20 protein-coding genes are annotated in these 20386 nt (G+C 60.8%); 7 read left to right on the top strand and 13 right to left on the bottom strand.

The annotated features are described in order from the left end of the window. Positions 1-94: 94 nt before the first annotated feature. From rimK to CR157_RS02725, 3 genes are read right to left on the bottom strand one after another with little or no spacing between them, the layout of a single operon-like run. On the bottom strand, positions 95-1003 hold the full coding sequence (gene rimK / locus CR157_RS02735; RefSeq protein ID WP_110281994.1) for a 30S ribosomal protein S6--L-glutamate ligase: 909 nt from the start codon (positions 1001-1003) through the stop codon (positions 95-97). Between the two features lie 28 nt (positions 1004-1031). Next, positions 1032-1469 carry an ATP-dependent zinc protease family protein gene (locus tag CR157_RS02730; protein ID WP_110281993.1) on the bottom strand — a complete coding sequence of 146 codons (438 nt, stop codon included), beginning with the start codon at positions 1467-1469 and terminating at the stop codon, positions 1032-1034. A 24-nt stretch (positions 1470-1493) separates the two neighbouring features. Next, a complete protein-coding gene (locus CR157_RS02725) occupies positions 1494-2519 on the bottom strand; it encodes a DUF3549 family protein (protein ID WP_110281992.1) in 1026 nt (341 codons plus the stop codon). A 386-nt stretch (positions 2520-2905) separates the two neighbouring features. Here CR157_RS02725 and CR157_RS02720 point away from each other — a divergent pair, with 386 nt between their 5' ends. Together CR157_RS02720 and CR157_RS02715 are read left to right on the top strand one after the other, a co-directional pair. Continuing rightward, positions 2906-3238 (top strand): YqcC family protein, encoded by a 333-nt coding sequence (locus tag CR157_RS02720; RefSeq protein WP_110281991.1) that lies wholly within the window; start codon positions 2906-2908, stop codon positions 3236-3238. A 20-nt stretch (positions 3239-3258) separates the two neighbouring features. Then, complete coding sequence (locus tag CR157_RS02715; RefSeq protein WP_110281990.1) at positions 3259-3759, top strand: gamma-glutamylcyclotransferase family protein; 501 nt, start codon at positions 3259-3261, stop codon at positions 3757-3759. Between the two features lie 72 nt (positions 3760-3831). Here CR157_RS02715 and CR157_RS02710 read toward each other — a convergent pair whose 3' ends face one another. After that, positions 3832-4425: an OmpW/AlkL family protein gene (locus CR157_RS02710; protein ID WP_110281989.1), complete on the bottom strand. Its 594-nt coding sequence runs from the start codon at positions 4423-4425 to the stop codon at positions 3832-3834. 290 nt (positions 4426-4715) lie between these two features. Between CR157_RS02710 and CR157_RS02705 the strand changes: the two genes are divergently transcribed. Further along, the gene (locus CR157_RS02705) at positions 4716-5009 is read left to right on the top strand and encodes a hypothetical protein (protein ID WP_110281988.1); all 294 of its coding nucleotides are present in this window, start codon (positions 4716-4718) and stop codon (positions 5007-5009) included. A gap of 72 nt (positions 5010-5081) precedes the next feature. Here CR157_RS02705 and putP read toward each other — a convergent pair whose 3' ends face one another. The 5 genes from putP to CR157_RS02680 all read right to left on the bottom strand — a co-directional run bounded on the left by putP (position 5082) and on the right by CR157_RS02680 (position 11416). After that, positions 5082-6560 carry a sodium/proline symporter PutP gene (gene putP / locus CR157_RS02700; RefSeq protein WP_110281987.1) on the bottom strand — a complete coding sequence of 493 codons (1479 nt, stop codon included), beginning with the start codon at positions 6558-6560 and terminating at the stop codon, positions 5082-5084. A 42-nt stretch (positions 6561-6602) separates the two neighbouring features. Beyond that, positions 6603-9794 (bottom strand): bifunctional proline dehydrogenase/L-glutamate gamma-semialdehyde dehydrogenase PutA, encoded by a 3192-nt coding sequence (gene putA, locus CR157_RS02695; RefSeq protein WP_110281986.1) that lies wholly within the window; start codon positions 9792-9794, stop codon positions 6603-6605. Positions 9795-9978: 184 nt separating this feature from the next. Continuing rightward, positions 9979-10779 carry a helix-turn-helix transcriptional regulator gene (locus CR157_RS02690; RefSeq protein ID WP_110281985.1) on the bottom strand — a complete coding sequence of 267 codons (801 nt, stop codon included), beginning with the start codon at positions 10777-10779 and terminating at the stop codon, positions 9979-9981. A 63-nt stretch (positions 10780-10842) separates the two neighbouring features. After that, positions 10843-11217 carry a hypothetical protein gene (locus CR157_RS02685; RefSeq protein ID WP_110281984.1) on the bottom strand — a complete coding sequence of 125 codons (375 nt, stop codon included), beginning with the start codon at positions 11215-11217 and terminating at the stop codon, positions 10843-10845. Positions 11218-11284: 67 nt separating this feature from the next. Then, positions 11285-11416 carry a 3-keto-5-aminohexanoate cleavage protein gene (locus CR157_RS02680; protein ID WP_219999867.1) on the bottom strand — a complete coding sequence of 44 codons (132 nt, stop codon included), beginning with the start codon at positions 11414-11416 and terminating at the stop codon, positions 11285-11287. 288 nt (positions 11417-11704) lie between these two features. On the opposite strand from CR157_RS02680, the gene CR157_RS02675 reads away from it, so the two are divergent. Next, entirely contained in the window at positions 11705-12334 is a 630-nt protein-coding gene (locus CR157_RS02675) for a hypothetical protein (protein WP_110281983.1), read from the top strand. 108 nt (positions 12335-12442) lie between these two features. On the opposite strand, the gene CR157_RS02665 is transcribed toward CR157_RS02675, so the two are convergent. Further along, positions 12443-13345, bottom strand: a complete 903-nt coding sequence (locus CR157_RS02665; RefSeq protein ID WP_110281982.1) for an FRG domain-containing protein — start codon at positions 13343-13345, stop codon at positions 12443-12445. A gap of 285 nt (positions 13346-13630) precedes the next feature. Between CR157_RS02665 and CR157_RS02660 the strand changes: the two genes are divergently transcribed. Beyond that, positions 13631-14245 carry a recombinase family protein gene (locus tag CR157_RS02660; protein ID WP_110281981.1) on the top strand — a complete coding sequence of 205 codons (615 nt, stop codon included), beginning with the start codon at positions 13631-13633 and terminating at the stop codon, positions 14243-14245. A gap of 416 nt (positions 14246-14661) precedes the next feature. Here CR157_RS02660 and rnhA read toward each other — a convergent pair whose 3' ends face one another. Together rnhA and CR157_RS02650 are read right to left on the bottom strand one after the other, a co-directional pair. Further along, positions 14662-15204: a ribonuclease HI gene (gene rnhA / locus CR157_RS02655; RefSeq protein ID WP_110281980.1), complete on the bottom strand. Its 543-nt coding sequence runs from the start codon at positions 15202-15204 to the stop codon at positions 14662-14664. A 527-nt stretch (positions 15205-15731) separates the two neighbouring features. Next, on the bottom strand, positions 15732-17291 hold the full coding sequence (locus CR157_RS02650; RefSeq protein ID WP_110281979.1) for a helix-turn-helix domain-containing protein: 1560 nt from the start codon (positions 17289-17291) through the stop codon (positions 15732-15734). A 994-nt stretch (positions 17292-18285) separates the two neighbouring features. On the opposite strand from CR157_RS02650, the gene CR157_RS02645 reads away from it, so the two are divergent. Together CR157_RS02645 and CR157_RS02640 are read left to right on the top strand one after the other, a co-directional pair. Next, positions 18286-19011, top strand: coding sequence for a hypothetical protein (locus CR157_RS02645; protein WP_110281978.1), 726 nt, complete (start codon positions 18286-18288; stop codon positions 19009-19011). 237 nt (positions 19012-19248) lie between these two features. Next, a complete protein-coding gene (locus CR157_RS02640) occupies positions 19249-19773 on the top strand; it encodes a hypothetical protein (RefSeq protein ID WP_146218649.1) in 525 nt (174 codons plus the stop codon). Positions 19774-19947: 174 nt separating this feature from the next. On the opposite strand, the gene CR157_RS02635 is transcribed toward CR157_RS02640, so the two are convergent. Then, positions 19948-20298: a hypothetical protein gene (locus CR157_RS02635; RefSeq protein WP_110281976.1), complete on the bottom strand. Its 351-nt coding sequence runs from the start codon at positions 20296-20298 to the stop codon at positions 19948-19950. Between the last annotated feature and the right edge of the window lie 88 nt (positions 20299-20386).

Here is a 20386-nt window from a genome sequence, read left to right as displayed (position 1 = left end):
CGGTGACGGCGATTGTGGCGGGGGAAACACTGTTTTGCTACCCCCGGGAGCGATTAATTTCCCCTTTTTACAAGTTCGGGCGCTTTTCCCGCAATTAACCCTTGGGTTTAGGGGGGGCCTTGCGCGGGGTGGCGGCGTTCTTCTCGATGTGCTCGATGATCAGGCCGGCGATGTCCTTGCCGGTGGCGTCCTCGATGCCCTGTAGGCCCGGCGAGGAATTCACCTCCATGATCACCGGGCCGTGGTTGGAGCGCAACAGGTCGACGCCCGCCACCCGCAGCCCCATGGCCTTGGCGGCACGGATCGCCGTGGAACGCTCCTCCGGGGTGATGCGGATCACGCTGGCGGTGCCGCCGCGGTGCAGGTTGGAGCGGAACTCGCCATCGGCCGCCTGACGCTTCATCGATGCCACCACCTTGTCGCCGATCACGAAGCAGCGGATGTCGGCCCCCCTGGCCTCCTTGATGTACTCCTGAACCATGATGTTGGCCTTCATGCCCATGAAGGCCTGGATCACGCTCTCGGCCGCCTGGTTGGTCTCGGCCAGCACCACGCCGATGCCCTGGGTGCCCTCCAGCAGCTTGATCACCAGGGGGGCCCCCTTGACCATGGTGATCAGGTCGGGAATGTCGTCCGGCGAGTGGGCGAAGCCGGTGATCGGCAGGCCCAGCCCCTTGCGCGAGAGCAGCTGCAGCGAGCGCAGCTTGTCCCGGGAGCGGGTGATGGCCACCGAGTCGTTGAGCACATAGGTGCCCATCATCTCGAACTGGCGCAGCACCGCGCACCCGTAGAAGGTTACCGAGGAGCCGATGCGCGGGATCACCGCGCCGAACGGTTCGATCTCCTGCCCCTTGTAGTGCATCGAGGGCCGATGCGAGGCGATGTTCATGTAGCAGCGCAGGGTGTCCACCACCCGAGCGGTATGGCCCCGTTGCTCGGCCGCTTCCACCAGTCGGCGGGTGGAGTAGAGGTTGCGGTTGCGTGACAGCAGCGCGATATGCATGCAGGACTCCGGGTCGATTGCCGGGGGGTCAGGGTTCGCCGTGCAGGAAGGCGGCGCCGGGGGCCACCAGGAGGCGGCGCAGGGCGCGGCGTCCCAGCAGCATGGGGTGGCGCATGTTGCGCCGGTCGGACAGGGTCAGCTCCACCGGGTACTCGAGATCGCCCAGGCGCATCGGTGTGCGGATCACGTAGCGCCACTCGGCCTGGCCGTTGGAGCTGGTCACGAGGCGCCGGTCATGCAGGTGCAGGCGATAGACGTGCGCCGGGGTTCCGGGGCCGGCACTGCGGGTGGTGAAGCTGACCCAGAGGTGGTCGTCCTCTTCATAGGACTCGATGTCCTCGGCATGCAGCGCCGACGTACGAGCCCCGGTGTCGGCCTTGGCACACAGGGTCAGGTGCAGCTCCGGCAGGGTGATCATCTCGCGACGGCCGATCACCGCCTTGGGCGTGTAGGGCAGTTCTTTCATCGTCTCGCTCCCAGGTCTCTGCGCTCAGCGTGACAGCCCGGCCAGTCGACGACCGATGGCGCTGTCCACCTCGGCCTCGCGCAGCGTCATCAGTACCGGCAGGCGCAGCCGTGGCACCAGCGCCAGGTCGCGTATCAGGGCGGCGAAGTCGACCTCCCGCTGCTCCGCGAGGCGCGTGAGGAAGCGCGGCAGGCGCTCGCCGTGCTCGAGGTGCGTCCAGCCACGGCCGGCGATGGCCGCCAGCAGGTCGGGGCCGCAGGCGTCCGGGTCGTCGAGCAGTGCGTCGAACCAGGGGCCGGCGATTGTCGCCGAGGCGCCGCCCATGGCGCGCACGCAGGCACAGAAGCCTTCGATGTCACCGGCGGAGGCGGCCGCCTCCCCGCGCTGGCGCAGTGCCCGGGCGAGGTCGTCGTCGATGGTCACATGTTCGAGACAGTAGCACAGCGAGACGAGTACCTGGCCGGGCAGCTCGGGGAGGCGAGCGGCCAGGCTTCGGCTCGCCTCCTCGTCCATGCGCACGGCGAAGTCGGCCAGGCCCTGCAGGCCGAGCGCCTGCCAGTCGAGCGCCTGCTGGCCGCTCAGATAGGCCTCCACCGGCTCCAGGTGCTGGCTGGCTGGCAGGCCCAGGTCGAGGCTGGCCCGGGCGTGCAGCATGGCCTGGAAGGGCAGGGCGGGCGTGAAGGCCAGCGGGTTGTCCTGCATCAGGTTGTCGACCTCGGCGCCATCCCCGCGGCCCACGGCCGAGACGCTGCGGCCCAGGGTCTCGAGCAGGCGCTGGACGAAGGCGTCTCGCGGTGCCGGCACCAACCGGCCCTGTTCGTCGAGGGGCAGCGCCAGGAACCAGATCAGCGGATCTCGCACGTCACCCAGGCGGAACACCAGGCCGAGGCGCGCCTCGCCCCGCCAGGGGGTTGGCCAGGCGAGCTCGTCGGCCTCGAAGGCGGCCAGGGTCGCCAGGGGGCAGGGCTCGACGCGTCGCCCCAGGTGGTAGAGGTACACCTCGGCGCCGCTGCGCACGAAGAAATCATGAAGGCTGTGAATCGGTTGCATGCTCCCTCCTCTCGGACCGTGCACTCTACCGTGGCGCCTGCGTCCTGTCAGCCCGCAGCGAGCAGGGCGGCGGGACCGCGCTGGTCAATTCCTGATCAGCGGTGGCGAAGGCCCGGCTTACCGGCGTATGACACACCTTTCCAACGATTATCCACAGGGACGTTCAGGGATTCTGTGAATGAACTTCCTGCACAGCTGGCCTATGGCAGGCATGATCAGCGGTTATTGGCCGTGGCCCGGGTCGAGGTGATCCTGTTCGACGAACCGACCTCCTCCCTGGGGCCCGAGTGGGTCGAGCATCGGCTTCGGGGGGTCTCTGATCCCGGTTGGCCCTCACCGGGTGGGCGCGAGATAATGAAGGGACAGACATACCGGAGGGACACCCCATGACCGTTCACGAGGAGCTCGAGCAGGCACTGCGGGAGCTCGAGGCCACCATGAGGGCCACCAACCTGTGGAGCATGGAGCGCCCCGACCCCGAGGCCTTCGAGAGCGTGCAACCCTTCTGCGTGGACACCATGGCGCTGCCCCAGTGGCTGCGCTTCGTGTTCATCGTTCGCCTGGACGCCCTGGTCGAGGAGGCCGCGCCCCTGCCGGCGAAGTGCGAGGTGGCGCCGGCGGTGGACGCCTACCTGGCCCAGCAGGGGGCCCGGACCAGCGAGCGGTTGCTGATGCGCAAGGTGGTCGAGGAGATCGATCGCCTCGTCACCGAAAACTAGTACCGGGAGCCGAACCTGACATGCCTTACTACTTCGCCTATGGCAGCAACATGAACCCGGCCCGGGTCGCGGCGCGCATCGGCGATACTCGCCGCGTGCTCGCCGGGGTCCTGCACGACCATGCCCTGCGCTTCGACAAGGCCTCGAAGGTCGTGGGCATCGCCCATGCCAACGTGGCACCGGTGACGGGGGCGCGGGTCGAGGGGGCGCTGTTCGAGCTCGAGCACCCGGAACAGATCCGGCTGATGGATCCCTTCGAGGGCTATCCTCGCGAGTACGATCGCCATCGCCTGCCGGTGACGACCCGCGAGGGTGCCATCGAGGCCTGGGTCTATATCGCCGCGCAGGGCACCACCGCCGAGGCGCTGCGGCCGGCCCGGGAGTATCTCGAGCACCTGCTGGCCGGCGAGCCCTTCCTGACCCCCGACTACCACCGCCGCCTGGCGGCGGTGGAGGCCGTGGCCGGCCTCGACGACCACGCCCTGGGGCAACTGGGGTTGTCGCGGCATGCGCCCCGCTGACGTCGTGTCGCTACCCGGAAACGCCACGAGGCCCGCCAATTTTGGCGGGCCTCGTCATGACGGGCGGTGCGCTCAGAAGCGCAGGGTCACGCCGCCGCCGATGGTCATCGGGTCGACCTTGGCTTTGCCGATGCGCTCGCCGTCCACCGACAGGCGGGATTCGACGTCGGCGTAGTTGGCGAAGCCGTTGAGCATGAAGTTGTCGGTCACGGCCAGATCGATACCCACCTGACCCACGGCACCGTAGTTGCGGCGGGCGTCGATGCCTTCCGGCTCGCCGGAGAAGCGAGTGTAGTTGAGGCCGGCGCCGACGTAGGGCTGGACACGGGAGTCGAGGCCACCCAGCGGGTAGTAGTTGACCAGCAGGTTGACCGGCATGCGGTCGAAGCTGCCGGACAGGTCGCCGGCGGAGAAGTCATGCTCGATCTTCTCGGAACCGTTGAGCTCGACGCCGATCTTGTCGTGGAACAGGTAGCCGGCACCGTAGGTGAAGCCGCGCTCGCCGCTGCTGATGCTGTCGACGACGCCGTTGTCGGAGCGGGTGTCGGACTTGCCGATGCCGCCACGGACGAAGATGTCACCGGCGCTATAGGCCAGGGCGGCCTGGCTGGCGAAGGCGCAGCCGGCAGCGATGGCGACGGCAGAGATCAGTTTGGTCTTGCTCATGAGGGGATTCCTCCATTAGTTCGAGCCAGAAACTTCTCACCGGATAGCCCGGCGGGCATTGGACGTTCCCATTATAGGAAACGCTGTTTCTAAAAGTCTTGTAAAAAATTGTTATGGCCGTGGCGATCCTGATATAGCGAGTGTATCACCGATGTTCTCCCTCAGGGCGGCGGCGAGAGGATAATGAGGTGTTGCAAAACTTGTACAAATATTTCTGCACTGCAGCAGGTGTGACTCGCCAGTTCGGCCGGAATCGTCTTGACTAGAGGGAGGCGACAAGGAGAGCCGTGATGAGGATCGAGACACGTCGATGTCTGCCCTGGATAACGCTGGGGGGCATCCTGCTCGCCGCGGGCCTGGCCGGATGGTTGCTGTTGCAGCCGGCGCTGCTGCGCGGTCTCCCGCTGCCGCTGCGGCTACCGTTGGTGGGGCTCGGGATCTGGGCGCTGGGCGCGGCCTTCATGCAGGCGCTCGGGCTGGAGGCCCGCTGGCCGTGGCTCAGGCGGATGACCACGCCACCCTGGAGCCTGGTGGCACTGGCCGGCTTTACCCTGGTGGTGGTGATCCGTGCCCTGATGCTCTAAGCCCCGGCCACCAACACATGAAGCCGCCTCCTGGGCGGCTTCATGTGTTGCTTGCGGGCTGGGCGCCGGTGATCAGGCCTGGTCGAAGGTGTCGAAGTCGGCGGTGATGGCGTCGCTCGGCTCCTCGGTGGCCAGGCTCGCCACCACGATGGCGATATAGGCGAAGATCACGCCGGGCACGATCTCGTAGAGGTCGAAGAGCCCGCCGGAGAACTCGGCCCAGAGCACCACGGTCACGCCGCCCACCACGATGCCGGCGAGCGCCCCCCACTTGGTCATGCGGCGCCAGTAGAGCGACATGATCAGGGCGGGACCGAAGGCGGCACCGAAGCCGGCCCAGGCGTAGGCAACCAGGTCGAGCACGGTGGCGTCCGGGTTGAGCGCCAGCAGGTAGGCGAGGATGGCGATGGCGATCACCGCGAAGCGGCCCACCCAGACCAGCTCTGACTGGCTGGCTTCCTTGCGGAAGAGGGCCTTGTAGAAGTCATCGGTCAGCGCCGAGGAGGAGACCAGCAGCTGGGAGTCGGCGGTGGACATGATGGCGGCCAGGATGGCGGCCAGCAGGATACCGGCGATCACCGGGTGGAAGATCAGGTTGACCATCACCATGAATACCGTCTCACCGTCGGCCAGGTCGCGCTGAACGAAGCCCACACCGAGCAGGCCCACGGCGATGGAGCTGACCAGGGCGATGGCGGTCCAGCTCACCGCGATGCCGCGGGCGGCGGGAATGTCGTGCTCGCTGCGGATGGCGGCGAAGCGCGCCAGGATATGCGGCTGGCCGAAGTAGCCCAGGCCCCAGGCCAGCGAGCTGACGATGCCGATGACCGACAGCGCCTCGCCGGTAGAGGCATCCCGGAACCAGGCCAGCATGTGCTCGCTCTCGGCGGCCAGTGCCGCGCCGGCCCCGCTGGCCCCGCCCAGGTCGGCGAAGGCGATGATCGGCACGATGGCCAGCGCCGCGGCCATCATCAGGCCCTGGATCAGGTCGGTCCAGGAGACCGCCAGGAAACCACCGATGAAGGTGTAGACGATGATGGTCAGGGTGCCCACGGTGACCGCGGTGCGGTAGTCGAAGCCGAAGACCGTCTCGAACAGCCGGCCGCCGGCCACCAGGCCGGAACTGGTATAGAAGAGGAAGAACAGCAGGATGAACAGCGCCGAGATCACGCGCAGCAGATGTGACTTGTCCTGGAAGCGGTTGGCGAAGTACTCCGGCAGGGTCAGGGCATCGCTGACCTTGAAGCTGTAGAGCCGCAGGCGCCGCGCCACCACCAGCCAGTTGAGCCAGGTGCCGATCAGCAGGCCCACGGCGATCCAGCTGGCCGAGATGCCGCTGACATAGGCGGCACCCGGCAGGCCCAACAGCAGCCAGCCCGACATGTCCGAGGCCCCGGCGGAGATCGCCGAGGTCCAGGGGCCCAGCGAGCGGCCGCCGAGGATGTAGTCGGAGAGGTCGGTGGTGCGCTTGTAGGCGACGATACCGATGCCGAGCATCACCAGCAGATATATCGCGAAGGTGATGCCGATGGCCATGTTGTTTTCAACCATTAGAGAGTTCCTTCAATGTTGTTGTCGATTCGACGAGCGGGGTCACTCGTCTCCCAGCGCGAGCAGTGACGCGTTGCCGCCCAGGGCAGCGGTGTTGACGGTCACCGTCTTTTCCGTGGCAAACCTCAGCAGGTAGTGAGGACCACCCGCCTTGGGACCTGTGCCGGAGAGGCCCTGGCCACCGAAGGGCTGGACCCCGACGACGGCGCCGATGATATTGCGGTTGACATAGACATTGCCAGCCCGAATCTTCTGCGCTATCAGCTCGGCAAAGGATTCGTTGCGGCTGTGCACGCCGAACGTCAACCCGTAGCCACGGCCGTTGATCGAGTCGATTACCTTGTCGATCTCGCTGGCCTTGTAGCGCACGATGTGCAGGACCGGACCGAACTGCTCCCGCTCCAGGGCATCGATGCCGTCGATGCGGAAGGCCGTGGGCGCGATGAAGGTACCGTGGGCGGTGTGGGCCGGATCGAGCCGTGTCTCGGCCAGCAGGCGGCCTTCGCCCTTGAGCTTCTCGATATGCGCCATGAGGCCCTTGCGGGCATCCTCGTCGATGACCGGGCCGACGTCGGTGCCCAGCTCGCGGGGATCGCCGACATGCAGCTCATCCATGGCGCCCTCGAGAATCTCGATCACCCGGTCGGCGACATCGTCCTGCAGGTAGAGCACGCGCAGCGCCGAGCAGCGCTGGCCGGCACTCTGGAAGGCGGACTGGATGACGTCGGCCACCACCTGCTCGGGCAGGGCGGTGGAGTCGACGATCATGGCGTTCATGCCGCCGGTCTCGGCGATCAGGGTCGGCAGCGGGGCGTTCTCCCGTGCCGCCAGGGCGCGGTTGATGATCTGGGCGGTGTCGGTGCCGCCGGTGAACACCACGCCGGTGATGCGCGGGTCGGAGGTCAGCACGCTGCCCACGGTGGGGCCGTTGCCGGGCAGCAGCTGGACCACGTCCCGCGGCATGCCGGCTTCAAAGAGCAGCTCGACGACGCGGTGGGCGACGATCGAGGTCTGCTCGGCGGGCTTGGCCAGCACGGTGTTGCCGGCCACCGCGGTGGCGACCAGCTGGCCGCAGAAGATCGCCACCGGGAAGTTCCAGGGGCTGATCGCCGCGAACACGCCCTTGCCGCCCATCACCAGGTCGTTGGACTCGCCGGTCGGCCCGGGCAGGCGGGTCGGTTTGGCGAACAGTTCCTCGGCGCGGGTCGCGTAGTAGCGGCAGAAGTCCACCGCCTCACGGATTTCGTCGACGCCGTCGGTGAGCAGCTTGCCGCCCTCGCGGGAGCACAGCGCCATCAGCTCGGCCAGGTGTTCCTCCATCAGGTCGGCGAAGCGGCGCAGGATGGCCGCACGCTCGGCCACCGGGGTCTCGTCCCAGCGGGGGAAGGCTGCCCAGGCGGCGTCCAGGGCCTGCTGTGCCTGCTCCTTGCTGGTCCACAGCACGCTGCCGACGGTCTGGCGTCGGTCATGGGGACTGGTGACCTCGTGGACCAGGGCCGGGTCGGTGGCCACGTCGAAGGCCAGCAGGGGGCGGGCCTCGTACCGGGTGTCCATGTGCTTGGCCATGGCGTCCATCAGCGGCTGGTACTGGCTGTTGATGTTCAGGTTCACTCCCTTCGAGTTCCGACGGTCAGGGCCATAGATGTCCTTGGGCAAGGGAATCCTGTTGTTGGCATAGGTCTTGTGCTGCTTGAGGGTCTCCACCGGGTGCACGCACAGCGATTCCACCGGCACCTTGGGGTCGACCAGCTGGTGGACGAAGGAGGAGTTGGCGCCGTTCTCCAGCAGGCGACGCACCAAGTAGGGCAGCAGGTCCTTGTGGGCGCCGACCGGCGCGTAGATGCGGCAGTAGGTGCCCCGGGGGGCGCGCTTCAGGGCGGCGTCGTAGAGCGCTTCACCCATGCCATGCAGGCGCTGGAACTCGAAGGCGCGCGAGACCTCGTTGGCCTGCTCCAGGATGGCGCTGATGGTATGGGCGTTGTGAGTGGCGAACTGCGGGAAGATTCGACCACGCGTCGCGTCGGAGAGCAGGAAGCGTGCGCAGACCAGGTAGGCCACGTCGGTGGCGGCCTTGCGGGTGTAGACCGGGTAGCCGTCCACGCCGAGTTGCTGCGACTCCTTGATCTCGCTGTCCCAGTAGGCACCCTTGACCAGGCGCAGCGGGATCTCGTCGCCCTGATGCTCGGCCAGGCGGTTGAGGTAGTGCAGCACCGGCAGGGCGCGCTTGGAATAGGCCTGCACCACCAGGCCGAACTTGCCCCAGCCCCGGCAGGTGACGCTCTCGTAGACGGCGCGGAACACCTCCAGGGACAGCTCCAGGCGGTCGACCTCCTCGGCATCGATGGTCACCGCCACGCCCAGCTCCCGCGCCAGGCCGGCCAGCTCCAGCACGCTGCCGACCAGCTCCTCGAGCACCTGCTCGCGACGGCCGAACTCGTAGCGCGGATGGAGCGCCGAGAGCTTGATCGAGATCGAGGGGGTGGGCGTCTTGGCGGACAGCGAGCGGCTGGTCTTGCCGACCTGCTCGATGGCCCGAGCATAGTCGTCGAAGTAGCGCTTGGCGTCGCGGCGGGTGCGGGCGGCCTCGCCGAGCATATCGTAGGAGTAGGTGTAGCCCTTGTCGAACAGCGGCTTGGAGCGCTTGAGCGCCTCGTCGATGTCGCGGCCCAGCACGAACTGCCTGCCCATGATCTTCATGGCCTCGACCATGGCGCGGCGGATCACCGGCTCGCCCATGCGATTGACCAGCCTGTTGATGAAGCTCGAGGGCTTGCCGTCCTTCGGCTTGTCCAGGGTCACCACCCGGCCGGTCATCAGCAGGCCCCAGGTGGAGGCGTTGACCATCCAGGACTCGCTCTGGCCGAGGTGGGCCTTCCAGTCGGCAGGGCCCAGCTTGTCCTCGATCAGGGCATCGGCGGTGGCCTTGTCGGGGATGCGCAGCATCGCCTCGGCGAGGCACATCAGCATCAGCCCCTCGTGGTTATCGAGGCTGTACTGCTGGAGCAACTCGTCGATGGTGTCGACGGCGGTATCCATCTCCCGGACCTCGCGCACCAGCTCGGCGGTCTTGCCGGCGATGCGACGGAAGTCCTCGGGGTTGGCGCTGAGGGTGTCGATCAGCTCGCCGACGAAGGCGTCCTCGTCGACCACGTAGTGGTCGCTGATGCGGGCGAAGAGGGTGTCGAGATCCTGCTGCCAGGTGGTGGCATTCAGCATGTTGTTGGAATTGAGCATGAAAGAATTCCTGGTGGAGTCGTCTGACGCGGTGGGCCGGATTCGTGGCAGGCGTGATGCGCCAGGTAAAACGGCTTTACCCTGACTTTAGGAGGCGATGGGCATGGCTGCTTGCCGATTCCGCGGAGATTCTTGTCGATTCTGCGGTTATCGGTGCGCGGGCGCCCTGGAGTGCGACCTTGGTCTAATGCCCGGCGAGCGCCGCGGTCCGCGACGACGCGGGATGCCCGACCCGTCGCAGCTTGCTGGGTGACTGGCCGAAGGCTTCGCGACAGGCGTTGGAGAGGGCGCTCTGGTTGGCGAAACCGGTGAGGGCGGCGACCTCGGAAAGCGGCAGCCGGCTCTCGGCCAGCAGCCGCCGTGCCGATGCGAGGCGCTTGCGTCGCACGTACTGCCAGGGGCTGAGCCCCGTCTGCTGTCGGAAGCAGTGGCGGAAGTGGGCCTCGCTCAGGCAGGCCTCGCGGGCCAGGTCGCCCACGCTCAGGCGGCTCGAGAGGCGACGCTCGATGAAGCGGTCGAGGTGTTGCAGGTCCAGCCGGTGGCGGTCGGGCTCGGCTCCACCGGCCAGGCGGGCGTGCAGGCAGCCCAGCAGGGTGGCGGCCAGGCGGTCGCCCTGGGTGGCGGTCGCCGAGGCCGGGGAAACGGCCAGTTCGTGGAGCAGGAAGTCGAGATAGCGCCTGAGCGGATCATCCAGGGTGAAGAAGCGCGGAGCGTCGAACAGTCGTGCCAGCTCGTGGTGGAAGCCGGTCAGCGACGGGGCCTGGGCGGGCAGGTCGAGGATCAGCTGGCGATTGTCGCCGGTGCCGGCGTAGTAATGCACGTGGTTGGCCGGCACGATGCAGCCCGACAGCGCCGTGATCGAGCCGCCCAGCCCCTCGATCTCGAATTCCGCCTGGCCACGCAGCCCGATCACGACCTGGTGAAAGTCGTGGTCGTGGTGCTGGGTGGCGGTGTCGAGGGGAATCTGGCGGATGAAGCTGGGCATGGCGGTCCCCGTCCCGGACGGTGTCGGCATGAGCCCACATTCTAGCCGAAGCGGTGGCGGAACTCATGTCTCATGGCGCCGGCGCTCCTGCAGGTCGGCATGGGCGGCGAGGTGCTTGCGCAGCGCGGCGAGTTCCTCCCGCCCGGTGCTGTCGAGCAGCGGGCTGCCCTGCGCCTTGCGCCAGTGGCGGCCGTGCTCCTCCATCAGCCGACGGGCCCGCCGGCGTACGCCGTCCAGGTAGTCGTCATGGCGAATCGGGTAGTCGATGATGGCGTTCCATTCGCCCTCGTCGACACGGTCCTCCAGTGCCTTGTCGAACAGGTCGAGCAGATGGCGAGGTTCGGTGCGGTAGCGGGGCGTGCGGGAGAACAACAGGATGGCGATCATGCCGCCGAAGATCAGCAGGCAGACGGCGAAGACGAGTAGAAACAGTGCCATGGAGTGACTCATTGCCAGGCTGCCCGGGATGGGCCGGGCGGCCGTGTTCGCGAAACCCGGTCGTGGTTCAGGGCATGTCGAGCTGGAGAATCTCGCGGGCCTGCTGCCAGGTCGCCACGGGGCGCTCGTAACGTTCGCACATCTCGGCCACGCGCTTGACCAGGGCCGTATTAAAGGTAGGAAAAATCCGGATGATCAACTAGTTGGATGGTGCCTGGAGCGGGTGAAGGGAATCGCCCGTCATTCGACAATGTGTTTTAAAATCAACTCTTTATCTGTCATCGGTAGCCATCTGTAGGCACATCTGTAGCCATTGGCGTAGCCACCGATTCCCTGATAATACGGTCCTCAGGCAGGGGGTTCAACAATCGCTGTCTGTGGGGCTCGCCACCCGACTGGGGCAGCGTTGATGCGTTATCCCAGGTGGCACCTCCTCAGTGCTATTGTGTATCTGTGTTGTAAATCTCAATGAACGCAGGGGGAAAGCATGGGACTGGAAGATCTTTACCGTGACAGCGTCAAGATCGAGAAGCCTGACGGTGAAACCTTGGGTCCGGTCAAGGCATCGGTACAGAAGAGGAAGATTCATCTCCAGGCCAAGCATCCTCTTGAACCGGGGGATGTCCTGATCAGAGAGATGCCCTTCGGGAAGCCAGAGAGGTATGTTGTTGATGAGCCCGGTTACAGTCCCGGTTTGCAAGGTATCCCGCCTCACTTTCAAGCGGATGTAAGAAGAGAGGGTGAGCAAGGTAGCAATGCGGTCGCTGCTGGTGGCAATAAAACTCCAGTCGACGAGCTTCCCCCCTCTGTCACCTACAACATCTATGGCCCAAACGCGAGGGTGAACCAAAGCTCGGCTGACCATTCGGTAAACATCACAATTGACACTAGCGACAGCGTCTTCGATGACCTTAGGTCTGAACTCTTTGCTCAGGTTGATGATGCCGAGTTGCGAGAAAAGCTCTCGTCCTTGGTGGATGAGATGGAGAAGGCTAAAGGAGATAGCCCAACAATGTCGCAGAAGCTCGGCCAGTTCATCAGCACTGGCTCTAACGTGATGGGGATCATCGGGCCGTTTATCCCCATGCTCACAGGCATTGCCTCTGGGGCTGGGTGAACTGCGAAATAAAGTGGGTGATGACCACGAACAAGGCGCCCGCCAATTAAGCCATGCCCCCGATATGCTGAACTTGCGGTCAATCTCGCGGGGGCTATGGTGGCATTTTTAATTGCTACCCTTGAAGGCGTAAGAGTTCCTAATTTCTTGGTCCAAGTCCTCAAGCAGCATGGATTCAATTGAGTGTTTCGCAGCACCGTCGTGGCCAGGAAAGAGTGTCGCTGTAGTCACTCCTAACATTTCGATCTGCCGCATCAAGTTGTATGCCGCTGAAAGAGGAAGAAGATGTCTTTTCAGGTAAGTATGGGAAAGCCTATGATTCAAAAGATCAAGGTTATCAAGCTCAAACCCTTTGATAAACGTAAAGCGCCCTTTCTGGGCGGCCAAGTTCTGGCTGGTGGAGCCCGGAGCATGTCTGATCCTAAACGTCTCGTTGAATGGTGCTGCTTGCATCGTATCAAGCTCAATAATGGCCAGTCTCCACTCTGCTAGATTTGCATATTTTTTCTCTGAAAATAGCCTCCTTCGCTCATGTATAGCTTGGGAAACAGTGAAGTAACAAGCAACTAACGGCGAGGTTGTCCAGTCTAGGAGTCGTGTGGGAACACCGTGATGTTGGGCTTGTGCAAGAAAGTGAAATACAGCATTACCATCTGACGGCCAAAGGCTTGGGTACTGAAATAAATCCACGACATGCCCGCGACTATTTGGACCTCGTGGCTCTAAGAGAAACTCTCTAAGCTGGTCACTGTCTCCAGCGACTTTTAGTCCCGCATCATCGCAAGCATTTACGAATCTTGCTAAATAAGCAATTTCCTTGAAGGCTCTTGAGTCATCGGCGTAGACAGCATCCAATTTACGCGAGCCTGTAGCTCTAGAAATTGATGGGCTAAGGGTCCAAGCCTGATGCCCTAGTCCTCTATAAATGATATTAGCACTTTGTTGAGCAATAAAGTATTGCAGGAGTCCTGAGGCAGTGTGGTGCTCAATCTGTGGTATCTCATCCCACATCGTTTACTCCTTCTTGTGATGCTAACTCACGGTGGCGTTCAATCTGCATGAAAAAATCATATCATGCCAGACGTTCTCGGTAAGAAATTGAGGATTGCTCCAAGGCATTGTCTGTGGTTGCTCGGTATCGATCTGGAACTGTCATTCTTGCGTGTTCCTTAGTGTGTACATCAGCGGTTACGCCTCAGTTCCGCCCTTATCCGTGTTCACATACCATGGTTGACAACCCAAAAGAGTACGCATATTGTGAACACACCCATGCGAATACAAGGGAGTAGCTTGACCATGTTCATCCGTGCCTACCTCAGAGCCTCCACCGATGACCAGAACGCCAGCCGTGCACGTGAGGCGCTCACCAGCTTCACCAAGGAGAAGGGAGCGAAAGTCGCCTCGTGGTACGTGGAGAACGACAGTGGGACCAAGGCCGATAGGACTGAGCTGGCGCGATTGATCGACGATGCTCAGCCAGGAGACGTTCTGCTGGTCGAGCAGGTGGACCGACTGACGCGCCTGACGAAGGGCGATTGGGACAGGCTCAAGGGAGCCATCCAGAGTGCTGGTCTTCGGGTCGTGTCCCTCGATCTACCGACCAGCCACACGGCCTTGACCGTCAATGCCAGCGATGACTTCACCGGGAGGATGCTCGATGCAGTGAACGCCATGCTCTTAGACATGCTGGCTGCTGTCGCTCGCAAGGACTATGAGGACAGGCGGAGGCGTCAGGCTGAAGGGATTCAAAAGGCCAAAGAACAGGGACGCTACAAGGGCCGTCCGGTGAATGAAGGGCTACATCGGCGGATCGTGGAGCTTCGAGAGCAAGGCTTCAGTGTTCGCAAGACCGCCGACATCATCGGGTGTGGTGTCAGCACAGTTCAGCGAGCCACCAAGAGACAAGAGTAAGTACCAGTCGAAGGGGTAGACCTGATCTATCCCTCGGCATTCTCATCACGACGCTAGCCTTCGCAGGTACGGCAAGCCTCAACTACTCAGCTTTGACCAAGAGCATCGGATGCACATTGTCCAAGAAATAAGCAGTGGGTGCCTCGAAAGATTAATTTCTTGGATTCGCCTGGACCTTCACCAAGGGCACCGTGGGGTAAACGCGCTGCTCTATATACATCAATACCGGCTTAGATGTTCGCCACAAAATAGCCCGGTGAACGTTTCCGGAAGCAAACCCCAGAGGCCGCCAGAAGATCATCGATTAGGAGTCCCGTTCCTCCAGTTCAAGGACGGACACGAAGTCGAAGATATTCGGGTAGGAGTCCCGTTCCTCTGGTGCTGCACCTTCAACACCGCTCACCACATCACTGGTATCACCTTTCCCGCTGCCCGAGATGACTGACGGGGGCGTGGTCGTACTCCCTCACTGACTGGCCTTCAGCACCAGCCACCGCCAAGGCATCCGCGAGTTCATTCTCTGGATGACCTCTGTGACCTCTTACCCAGTGGAACCGGACGGAGTGAACCTCCAGCAGTTCATCGAGCCGCTGCCACAGGTCGGCATTCTTGACGGGCTTCTTGCTGGCCGTCTTCCAGCCTTTCCGTTTCCATCCGCTGAGCCACTTTATGGCACCGTTCATAACGTATTCGCTGTCGGTGGTGAGATCCACGTCTGACGCCTTCTTCAGTGCCGACAGGGCTTCAATGACGGCGGTCAGCTCGGCTCGATTGTTCGTCACAGGCTCGCCCTGGAGCTTGTCGGCGATCTTCAGACGATGCCCAGAGGCGCTGAGTAGGACAGCCCCCCAGCCAGCTTGTGGATTGCTCTGACCGTTATTGGTACAGGCTCCATCGGTGTAGATGCTGATGGTAACGGTCGGGCCATTGGTATCGGCAAGTGTGTTCGGTGCAACCATGATTGTTTCGTCCTCATTGTCGGAGACAGTCGGTTCCCTTTCAGACAGACGGACCAGCAGACGGACGAAACCGCCAGTCTGACCGACTGCCTTCGAGAATGTGCTGGTGATGATCGAAAGGGATGGCTCAAGGGACGAGCCTTCTGGATAGCCTGATGCAGGTCTATCGACTTCATTGGACGTGCTGTTAGATGAACGAGGGGGTCATCGATGAGACTGACCGGAAGTCTTCGATAGCGTCTACGGCGGAGCCAAGGAAGTAATGATGTCAGCCCCGAGCGAAGCGAGTTATCGGACCAATCTTCAGGACCATGTGTCAGTCCAACCATCGACCCCCCATGGCTCGTCTGACAGACATCCTGAAGGCGAACCCTACAGACGGACTTTGTTCGTGGTATTCACCACGGTTGAAACATCCTCCGTAGATGAGGCTAACAGACGAATCGATTCGATGATCTACTAGTGGCCTCGATGGGGATTTTTTGTCTTAAAGCCTCTAAGACATTTTTTCCCCACCCTCGGCATCCTCAAGCTGCCTGTACTTCCTGAGCCCACCACTTCCTGATGGTCTTACGATCCGCTGGAACGGCTCTGCTTACAGCCGAGATGGTGTGTCCCTCCTTGAGCAGCTTCACGGCCTTCATCCTCCTGGCCTCACTGGCTTCTCGATTGGCCTGTCGCTCAGCTTGTTGTTTATGGCTCGGCTGTGACTTCTCACTTGGCTCAGGTGGATCGATCATAATGCTAGTATCAACCTCACAGTCGATCTTCAAGTTGTCTCTGACCGCACCCACAAGGCCCATCGTGGGAATCACGGAGACGGTCTGATACTTCTGTTCATCTAGGTTTCGCATGTCCGTACGAAGCATTGTCTGAGAAATCTTCTCAACGAGCCGTTCATGCCGAAGAGCTTGAAGCCCCTCCTGTACGTCAACTCCCATCAGCTCCAGCATCCGCTTGTTCATTTGGGAGTCTACCGGGGCAGCATTGCCATGGATCATGTGAACCGTTCTGTTCAAGTGCCTATGCTGATTCAAGCCACGGCTATCGAGATCAACCACCACGACGTTCGGGTAGGTGTTTGCCTTGAAGAACGGCTTCATCCACTTGTAGATGTGAACGAGCAGGGGCTTTCCCTCGTGGTACTCGATTGCCCGCTTGAGCATCTGCCAGCCGACCGTAGACGTGTCGAAGGTATCGGACTTTGATCCGTCCTTCTCCCGAGTCAACATCATTGTCTTTGAGAAGCGATCCCCGGACAGCAAGGGGACCAGCCGAGGGGACATCTTGTAGCCATCGAATTTCGGGGTGAACTTGGATTCGTCGAATCTAAACCCCTTGGCCTTCAGGAAAAGGTAGAACAGGCTTTTCTCGATAGCATTCCCCATTACATGGACCTCCTTTGCCGCCCTGAAGACAGGCGAGAAGTCATGGTAGCCGACCGACTTTAGTACCTGCCTCCCGTTGGACTTGGGTTCAAGCGAGACTTCGGACGTCTCATGGATCAGTCCCTCGAACATCAGGACTGCGTGGCTGAAGTCGGTAGCCTTGGCCTTCGAAAGCTGGTCCTTGGCATCGAACTCCATCCCGTCCTTGAGCTCTAGTCGACCAGTTTTCGTGTCTACCATGTAGACGTGGTCGGAGAAGTTCCTCTCGAATTGATCCTTGAAGATGAACATGTAGGCGCTCGCCTTGATGTCCGGCACCTCGTCGAGGATCAAGGTCCAGCTCTGCCCTCTTAGGATGTCCGGCGGGAGGTTTACCAGGGTGGCCTGAGTCAGGATCAGAACCTTGCCGACACTGCCCGACATGCCGAAGCTCTCCGCATACTCTGTGTCAGTGTTCACTTTGTTGATGGCGTCGATGGCTTCACAAAGGACCGTTGAGCCGGAGCAGACGGTATCGGAGTTGACTAGGTCTACGTCCAGGTCTTGGCGTTGGCTCTTGAAGGACTTGAAGATTTCCCGGCACAGTTCCTTCTTCGGCGCGGCCACAATGATGCAGTCGTCTGACTCAATGCCGTTGATCATGGACTGTGTCTTGCCGGAGCCCATCAGGGCGGATGCAAGATGTATAGTGTTGCTCATATCGTACTTTCCTCATGAGTAGAACCACGCACCAGCCGAGCCCACCACAAGCCCGTAGACGCAGGACTACCTGACCGGGCGTACGAAAGGCCCAGTCCTGCGCTTGGTTAGTAGGTGGCTCTACTGATGAGAGGTCAGGTAGTGTGTGGTGGAAGCGTCATCGAACGCCAGTGAGACTGGCTTACTTGAATGCTGTGATGAGTGGAAGGACGCTCTCTTCCTTGGGTGTCTGGTATTTACCCGATATGGCCATGCTCCGTCCTTGGGTGCAGGGTAATTGCTTGGTGGGAGAGTCTCATTCCTCCCTGAGGTGCACCCTAATCACCTGAGACCGCCGGCGGTTCTCTCCCATAGGTCAGGGTCAATTCCCCCTCTTCCCAAGAGAGGTGATCTGTACGCTCGCTGCGCAACGTGGATCACTCTTCCTCCCTGAGGTGCATGGTTTTTCCTGAGGGGCGTCCGAAGGGATGCTTCTCTCTCCCTGAGCTGAGTGCAGTTAATCAGCGCCTATCACAGCCGCGTCTCTTCCCGAGATGCAGGGTTTTCACTGAGGCTGACGGTTCTCTCCCTGAGGTGGGCACAATCACTGCCTGTGAAAGGGAACGGCCTCTTGAAGGTGGGGAAGCGGCTCCGGCTTGAGATGAGAGGCAGCTCTCCCTGAAGTGAGGGAGAATTGATGACGCCCAGAGAGCGTCTCTGAGGAGTTCTGCCAGCGTGGCGGGGGAGGCCAGGGTGCTCGGATGGATGCGCTCAGAGAGGCGCGCAGGGCCGTACAGATTCTTCGATGAAAGCACTAGGCGAAGCCAGAAGATACGTCACGGGATTTAACTTCGCATGGCGCCACGACTGCTAATTGGCTTCTTGCCGAAGTGGGCAGTATTGGCCATATGGGTATAAACTGACACTCTTTGTTGGCTATATCTTACATTGGGTGATCATCAGCTAGTCTACTGTTATTGCGGATGGCGATAGAAGATCAGCCAAAGGAGAAACGATGTCAAAGCGAAGACAGGGATTGAATGTGGTGGCAATTTTTCTCGCTAGCCTTACGCTCAGCGGTTGTAGTGAGGACACGGAGGAAATGTCCGCAACGACAGAGGAGGCGCGCACGGAAACGACAGCGGCGACGGCTCAGGAGGACTACTATTTGAAAGCCACTCCTGAAGTGCAGAGCGGAGAGTGGCTCATCGTGCCGCTGACCTCGAACATCCCCGGGGATATCGAGGTGATGGTTTCGGTAGGGTTGGTTGGACAGGCGCCTGATGACCTTGCTGTTGGCACAAGTCAGCGCGTACCACTTAGGGGTGGACGCGGGGAGGCAGTGCTTCAGCTGTCCGAGGTTCCCCAAGGGGACTATGAAGTTGGTGCGACCTTCTATCCGCGCTGGGGATTCAGGGATGGCGAGAAGATCGTAGATATCAGGGAACCGATTGCTTCAGAGACACAAGTACTAGCGATCACTGGTTCGGGAGAATCCGCCGAGGCCTATCTCGACCGAGAGGAAGGGCAGATGTGGGTGATGAATAATGTCTTTCCCGGCACCCCCTGGAAGCCCGAGACCTTTCGCACCCGATTTGGCGAATGGGAAGAGTTCCCAGCTACCAAGAGAAACCCCGCTATCATCAAGAACTATTACTTTTCGAATCTCGAAATGACCATTGTGGTTAATGATCTGAAGGGGGAGGTGGCGACCTGGATGATGGGGCGAGAGGGGCTATAGTCGAGGGGCTAGCAACGAAGGTGGATATTTTATCCGGCATCTCCTGGCTATGCTAAACAACTGAAATGTAAATAAATATCGATAAAAAGATCTTCAGCATGTACTATGTGATTCCCTCTGAATGGCTCGCGGGGTACACCTTATGACCCCTGCTTCATGCAAAGGTAAACAGACTGTGCTAATATTGCTTAGGCTGATGACAAAAAGCGGATAAGCTCACCAAATGTAGGGAAGGAAATGAAAAAATCACTGGCTTCATTGCTCGGCATAACCACCTTTTGCCTCTCTAGCTTTGCTTTCGCCCAAGAGTTCTTAGGTGGCATAAAGGTTGGGATGACACCTCAAGAGGTCGTTGAGGCTTCAGATGGAGCAAGAATGATAGAAGGAGGAGACTCCCTAGGGACAGGCGCTGTGGAATTAGTCAGGAGGGATGACTACAGGGTAGTCGGCGAGTCATTCAGAAAGAAATTCTACTTCTCTGGTGGCGAACTGAATCAAGTCACGCTATCCCTTGATAGACAAAGAGATTTCCACGCGACGTTGCTGGTTTTTGAATCCCTTGTCGAAGCCTTGCGCGCTAGGTATGGCCAAGAGGTTAATTACTCAGTAGAACCCTTAGGAGTTATGAAAGAAGCCGAGGCTGATTGGTTCAATAGCAATGGAGTTAACATCTCCTTGTACGCCATGACAATTGGTGACAGCGACGCCTTGCTAAATGTCAACTATCAGGTCCGTGTTTCAGAAGAAGCTGGCAAGCTGTGACCTAATACACAGCAAGCCATTAATATTATTATAGGTCTTCAAAAACATGACTTGAGCAAATTATGACCACCGGCTGACTTGTGGAGATCGTTGATGTTGCAGCGGCCATCATCGTCATGTTGAAGTAACTTGCTTGGCGGAAGGTCAGGGTCTTGTTTTTCCACTGCTTGGTGATCAGTTGGTGATGCCTTTGTAGAGAAGTGCTTGCCGACTGGTGACGTAGAGATCTTCGAACAGTTCGGCTTCGTCATCTTCAGAGAAGCCCGGTAAGGCTTCAACTAGCTCTGGAGTATCAAAGACAGTTTTCTTGGCTACCCCGTCTGCTGCTAGAGCCAGCTTGGTTAGTTTCCAATGTGATGCCTTGTGTCCGTTCTCTTGGAGCCAAGCCATAACGAGTTTCTGCCTGAAATCTTCATCAACCCATGCTCCCTGTTTGGCATAGAAGCCAATGGTCGAGGCAGCCACATAGGTGACAAGGTGGGTCATCTGATCAAGGCTCATTGTGTTCTGAGTGAAGAATCCCATGTTACTCCCTGCGTTGTACGGACCTCGTCACGACCCTAGCTTTTTCGGTGATCTACCATCAATCACATTTTGGCTGATTTTGTGCAAC

The sequence above is a fragment of the Halomonas sp. LBP4 genome, assembly GCF_003202205.1.
Taxonomy (GTDB): Bacteria; Pseudomonadota; Gammaproteobacteria; order Pseudomonadales; family Halomonadaceae; genus Halomonas; species Halomonas flagellata.
Note: the sequence above shows the minus strand (reverse complement) of the source record. Positions and strands in the feature narration are given on the sequence as shown.

Coding starts and splice junctions, on each gene's coding strand:
- rimK (WP_110281994.1), bottom strand. CDS start 1,003: ATGCATATCGCGCTGCTGTCACGCAACCGCAACCTCTACTCCACCCGC.
- CR157_RS02730 (WP_110281993.1), bottom strand. CDS start 1,469: ATGAAAGAACTGCCCTACACGCCCAAGGCGGTGATCGGCCGTCGCGAG.
- CR157_RS02725 (WP_110281992.1), bottom strand. CDS start 2,519: ATGCAACCGATTCACAGCCTTCATGATTTCTTCGTGCGCAGCGGCGCC.
- CR157_RS02720 (WP_110281991.1), top strand. CDS start 2,906: ATGACCGTTCACGAGGAGCTCGAGCAGGCACTGCGGGAGCTCGAGGCC.
- CR157_RS02715 (WP_110281990.1), top strand. CDS start 3,259: ATGCCTTACTACTTCGCCTATGGCAGCAACATGAACCCGGCCCGGGTC.
- CR157_RS02710 (WP_110281989.1), bottom strand. CDS start 4,425: ATGAGCAAGACCAAACTGATCTCTGCCGTCGCCATCGCTGCCGGCTGC.
- CR157_RS02705 (WP_110281988.1), top strand. CDS start 4,716: ATGAGGATCGAGACACGTCGATGTCTGCCCTGGATAACGCTGGGGGGC.
- putP (WP_110281987.1), bottom strand. CDS start 6,560: ATGGTTGAAAACAACATGGCCATCGGCATCACCTTCGCGATATATCTG.
- putA (WP_110281986.1), bottom strand. CDS start 9,794: ATGCTCAATTCCAACAACATGCTGAATGCCACCACCTGGCAGCAGGAT.
- CR157_RS02690 (WP_110281985.1), bottom strand. CDS start 10,779: ATGCCCAGCTTCATCCGCCAGATTCCCCTCGACACCGCCACCCAGCAC.
- CR157_RS02685 (WP_110281984.1), bottom strand. CDS start 11,217: ATGGCACTGTTTCTACTCGTCTTCGCCGTCTGCCTGCTGATCTTCGGC.
- CR157_RS02675 (WP_110281983.1), top strand. CDS start 11,705: ATGGGACTGGAAGATCTTTACCGTGACAGCGTCAAGATCGAGAAGCCT.
- CR157_RS02665 (WP_110281982.1), bottom strand. CDS start 13,345: ATGTGGGATGAGATACCACAGATTGAGCACCACACTGCCTCAGGACTC.
- CR157_RS02660 (WP_110281981.1), top strand. CDS start 13,631: ATGTTCATCCGTGCCTACCTCAGAGCCTCCACCGATGACCAGAACGCC.
- rnhA (WP_110281980.1), bottom strand. CDS start 15,204: ATGGTTGCACCGAACACACTTGCCGATACCAATGGCCCGACCGTTACC.
- CR157_RS02650 (WP_110281979.1), bottom strand. CDS start 17,291: ATGAGCAACACTATACATCTTGCATCCGCCCTGATGGGCTCCGGCAAG.
- CR157_RS02645 (WP_110281978.1), top strand. CDS start 18,286: ATGTCAAAGCGAAGACAGGGATTGAATGTGGTGGCAATTTTTCTCGCT.
- CR157_RS02640 (WP_146218649.1), top strand. CDS start 19,249: ATGAAAAAATCACTGGCTTCATTGCTCGGCATAACCACCTTTTGCCTC.
- CR157_RS02635 (WP_110281976.1), bottom strand. CDS start 20,298: ATGGGATTCTTCACTCAGAACACAATGAGCCTTGATCAGATGACCCAC.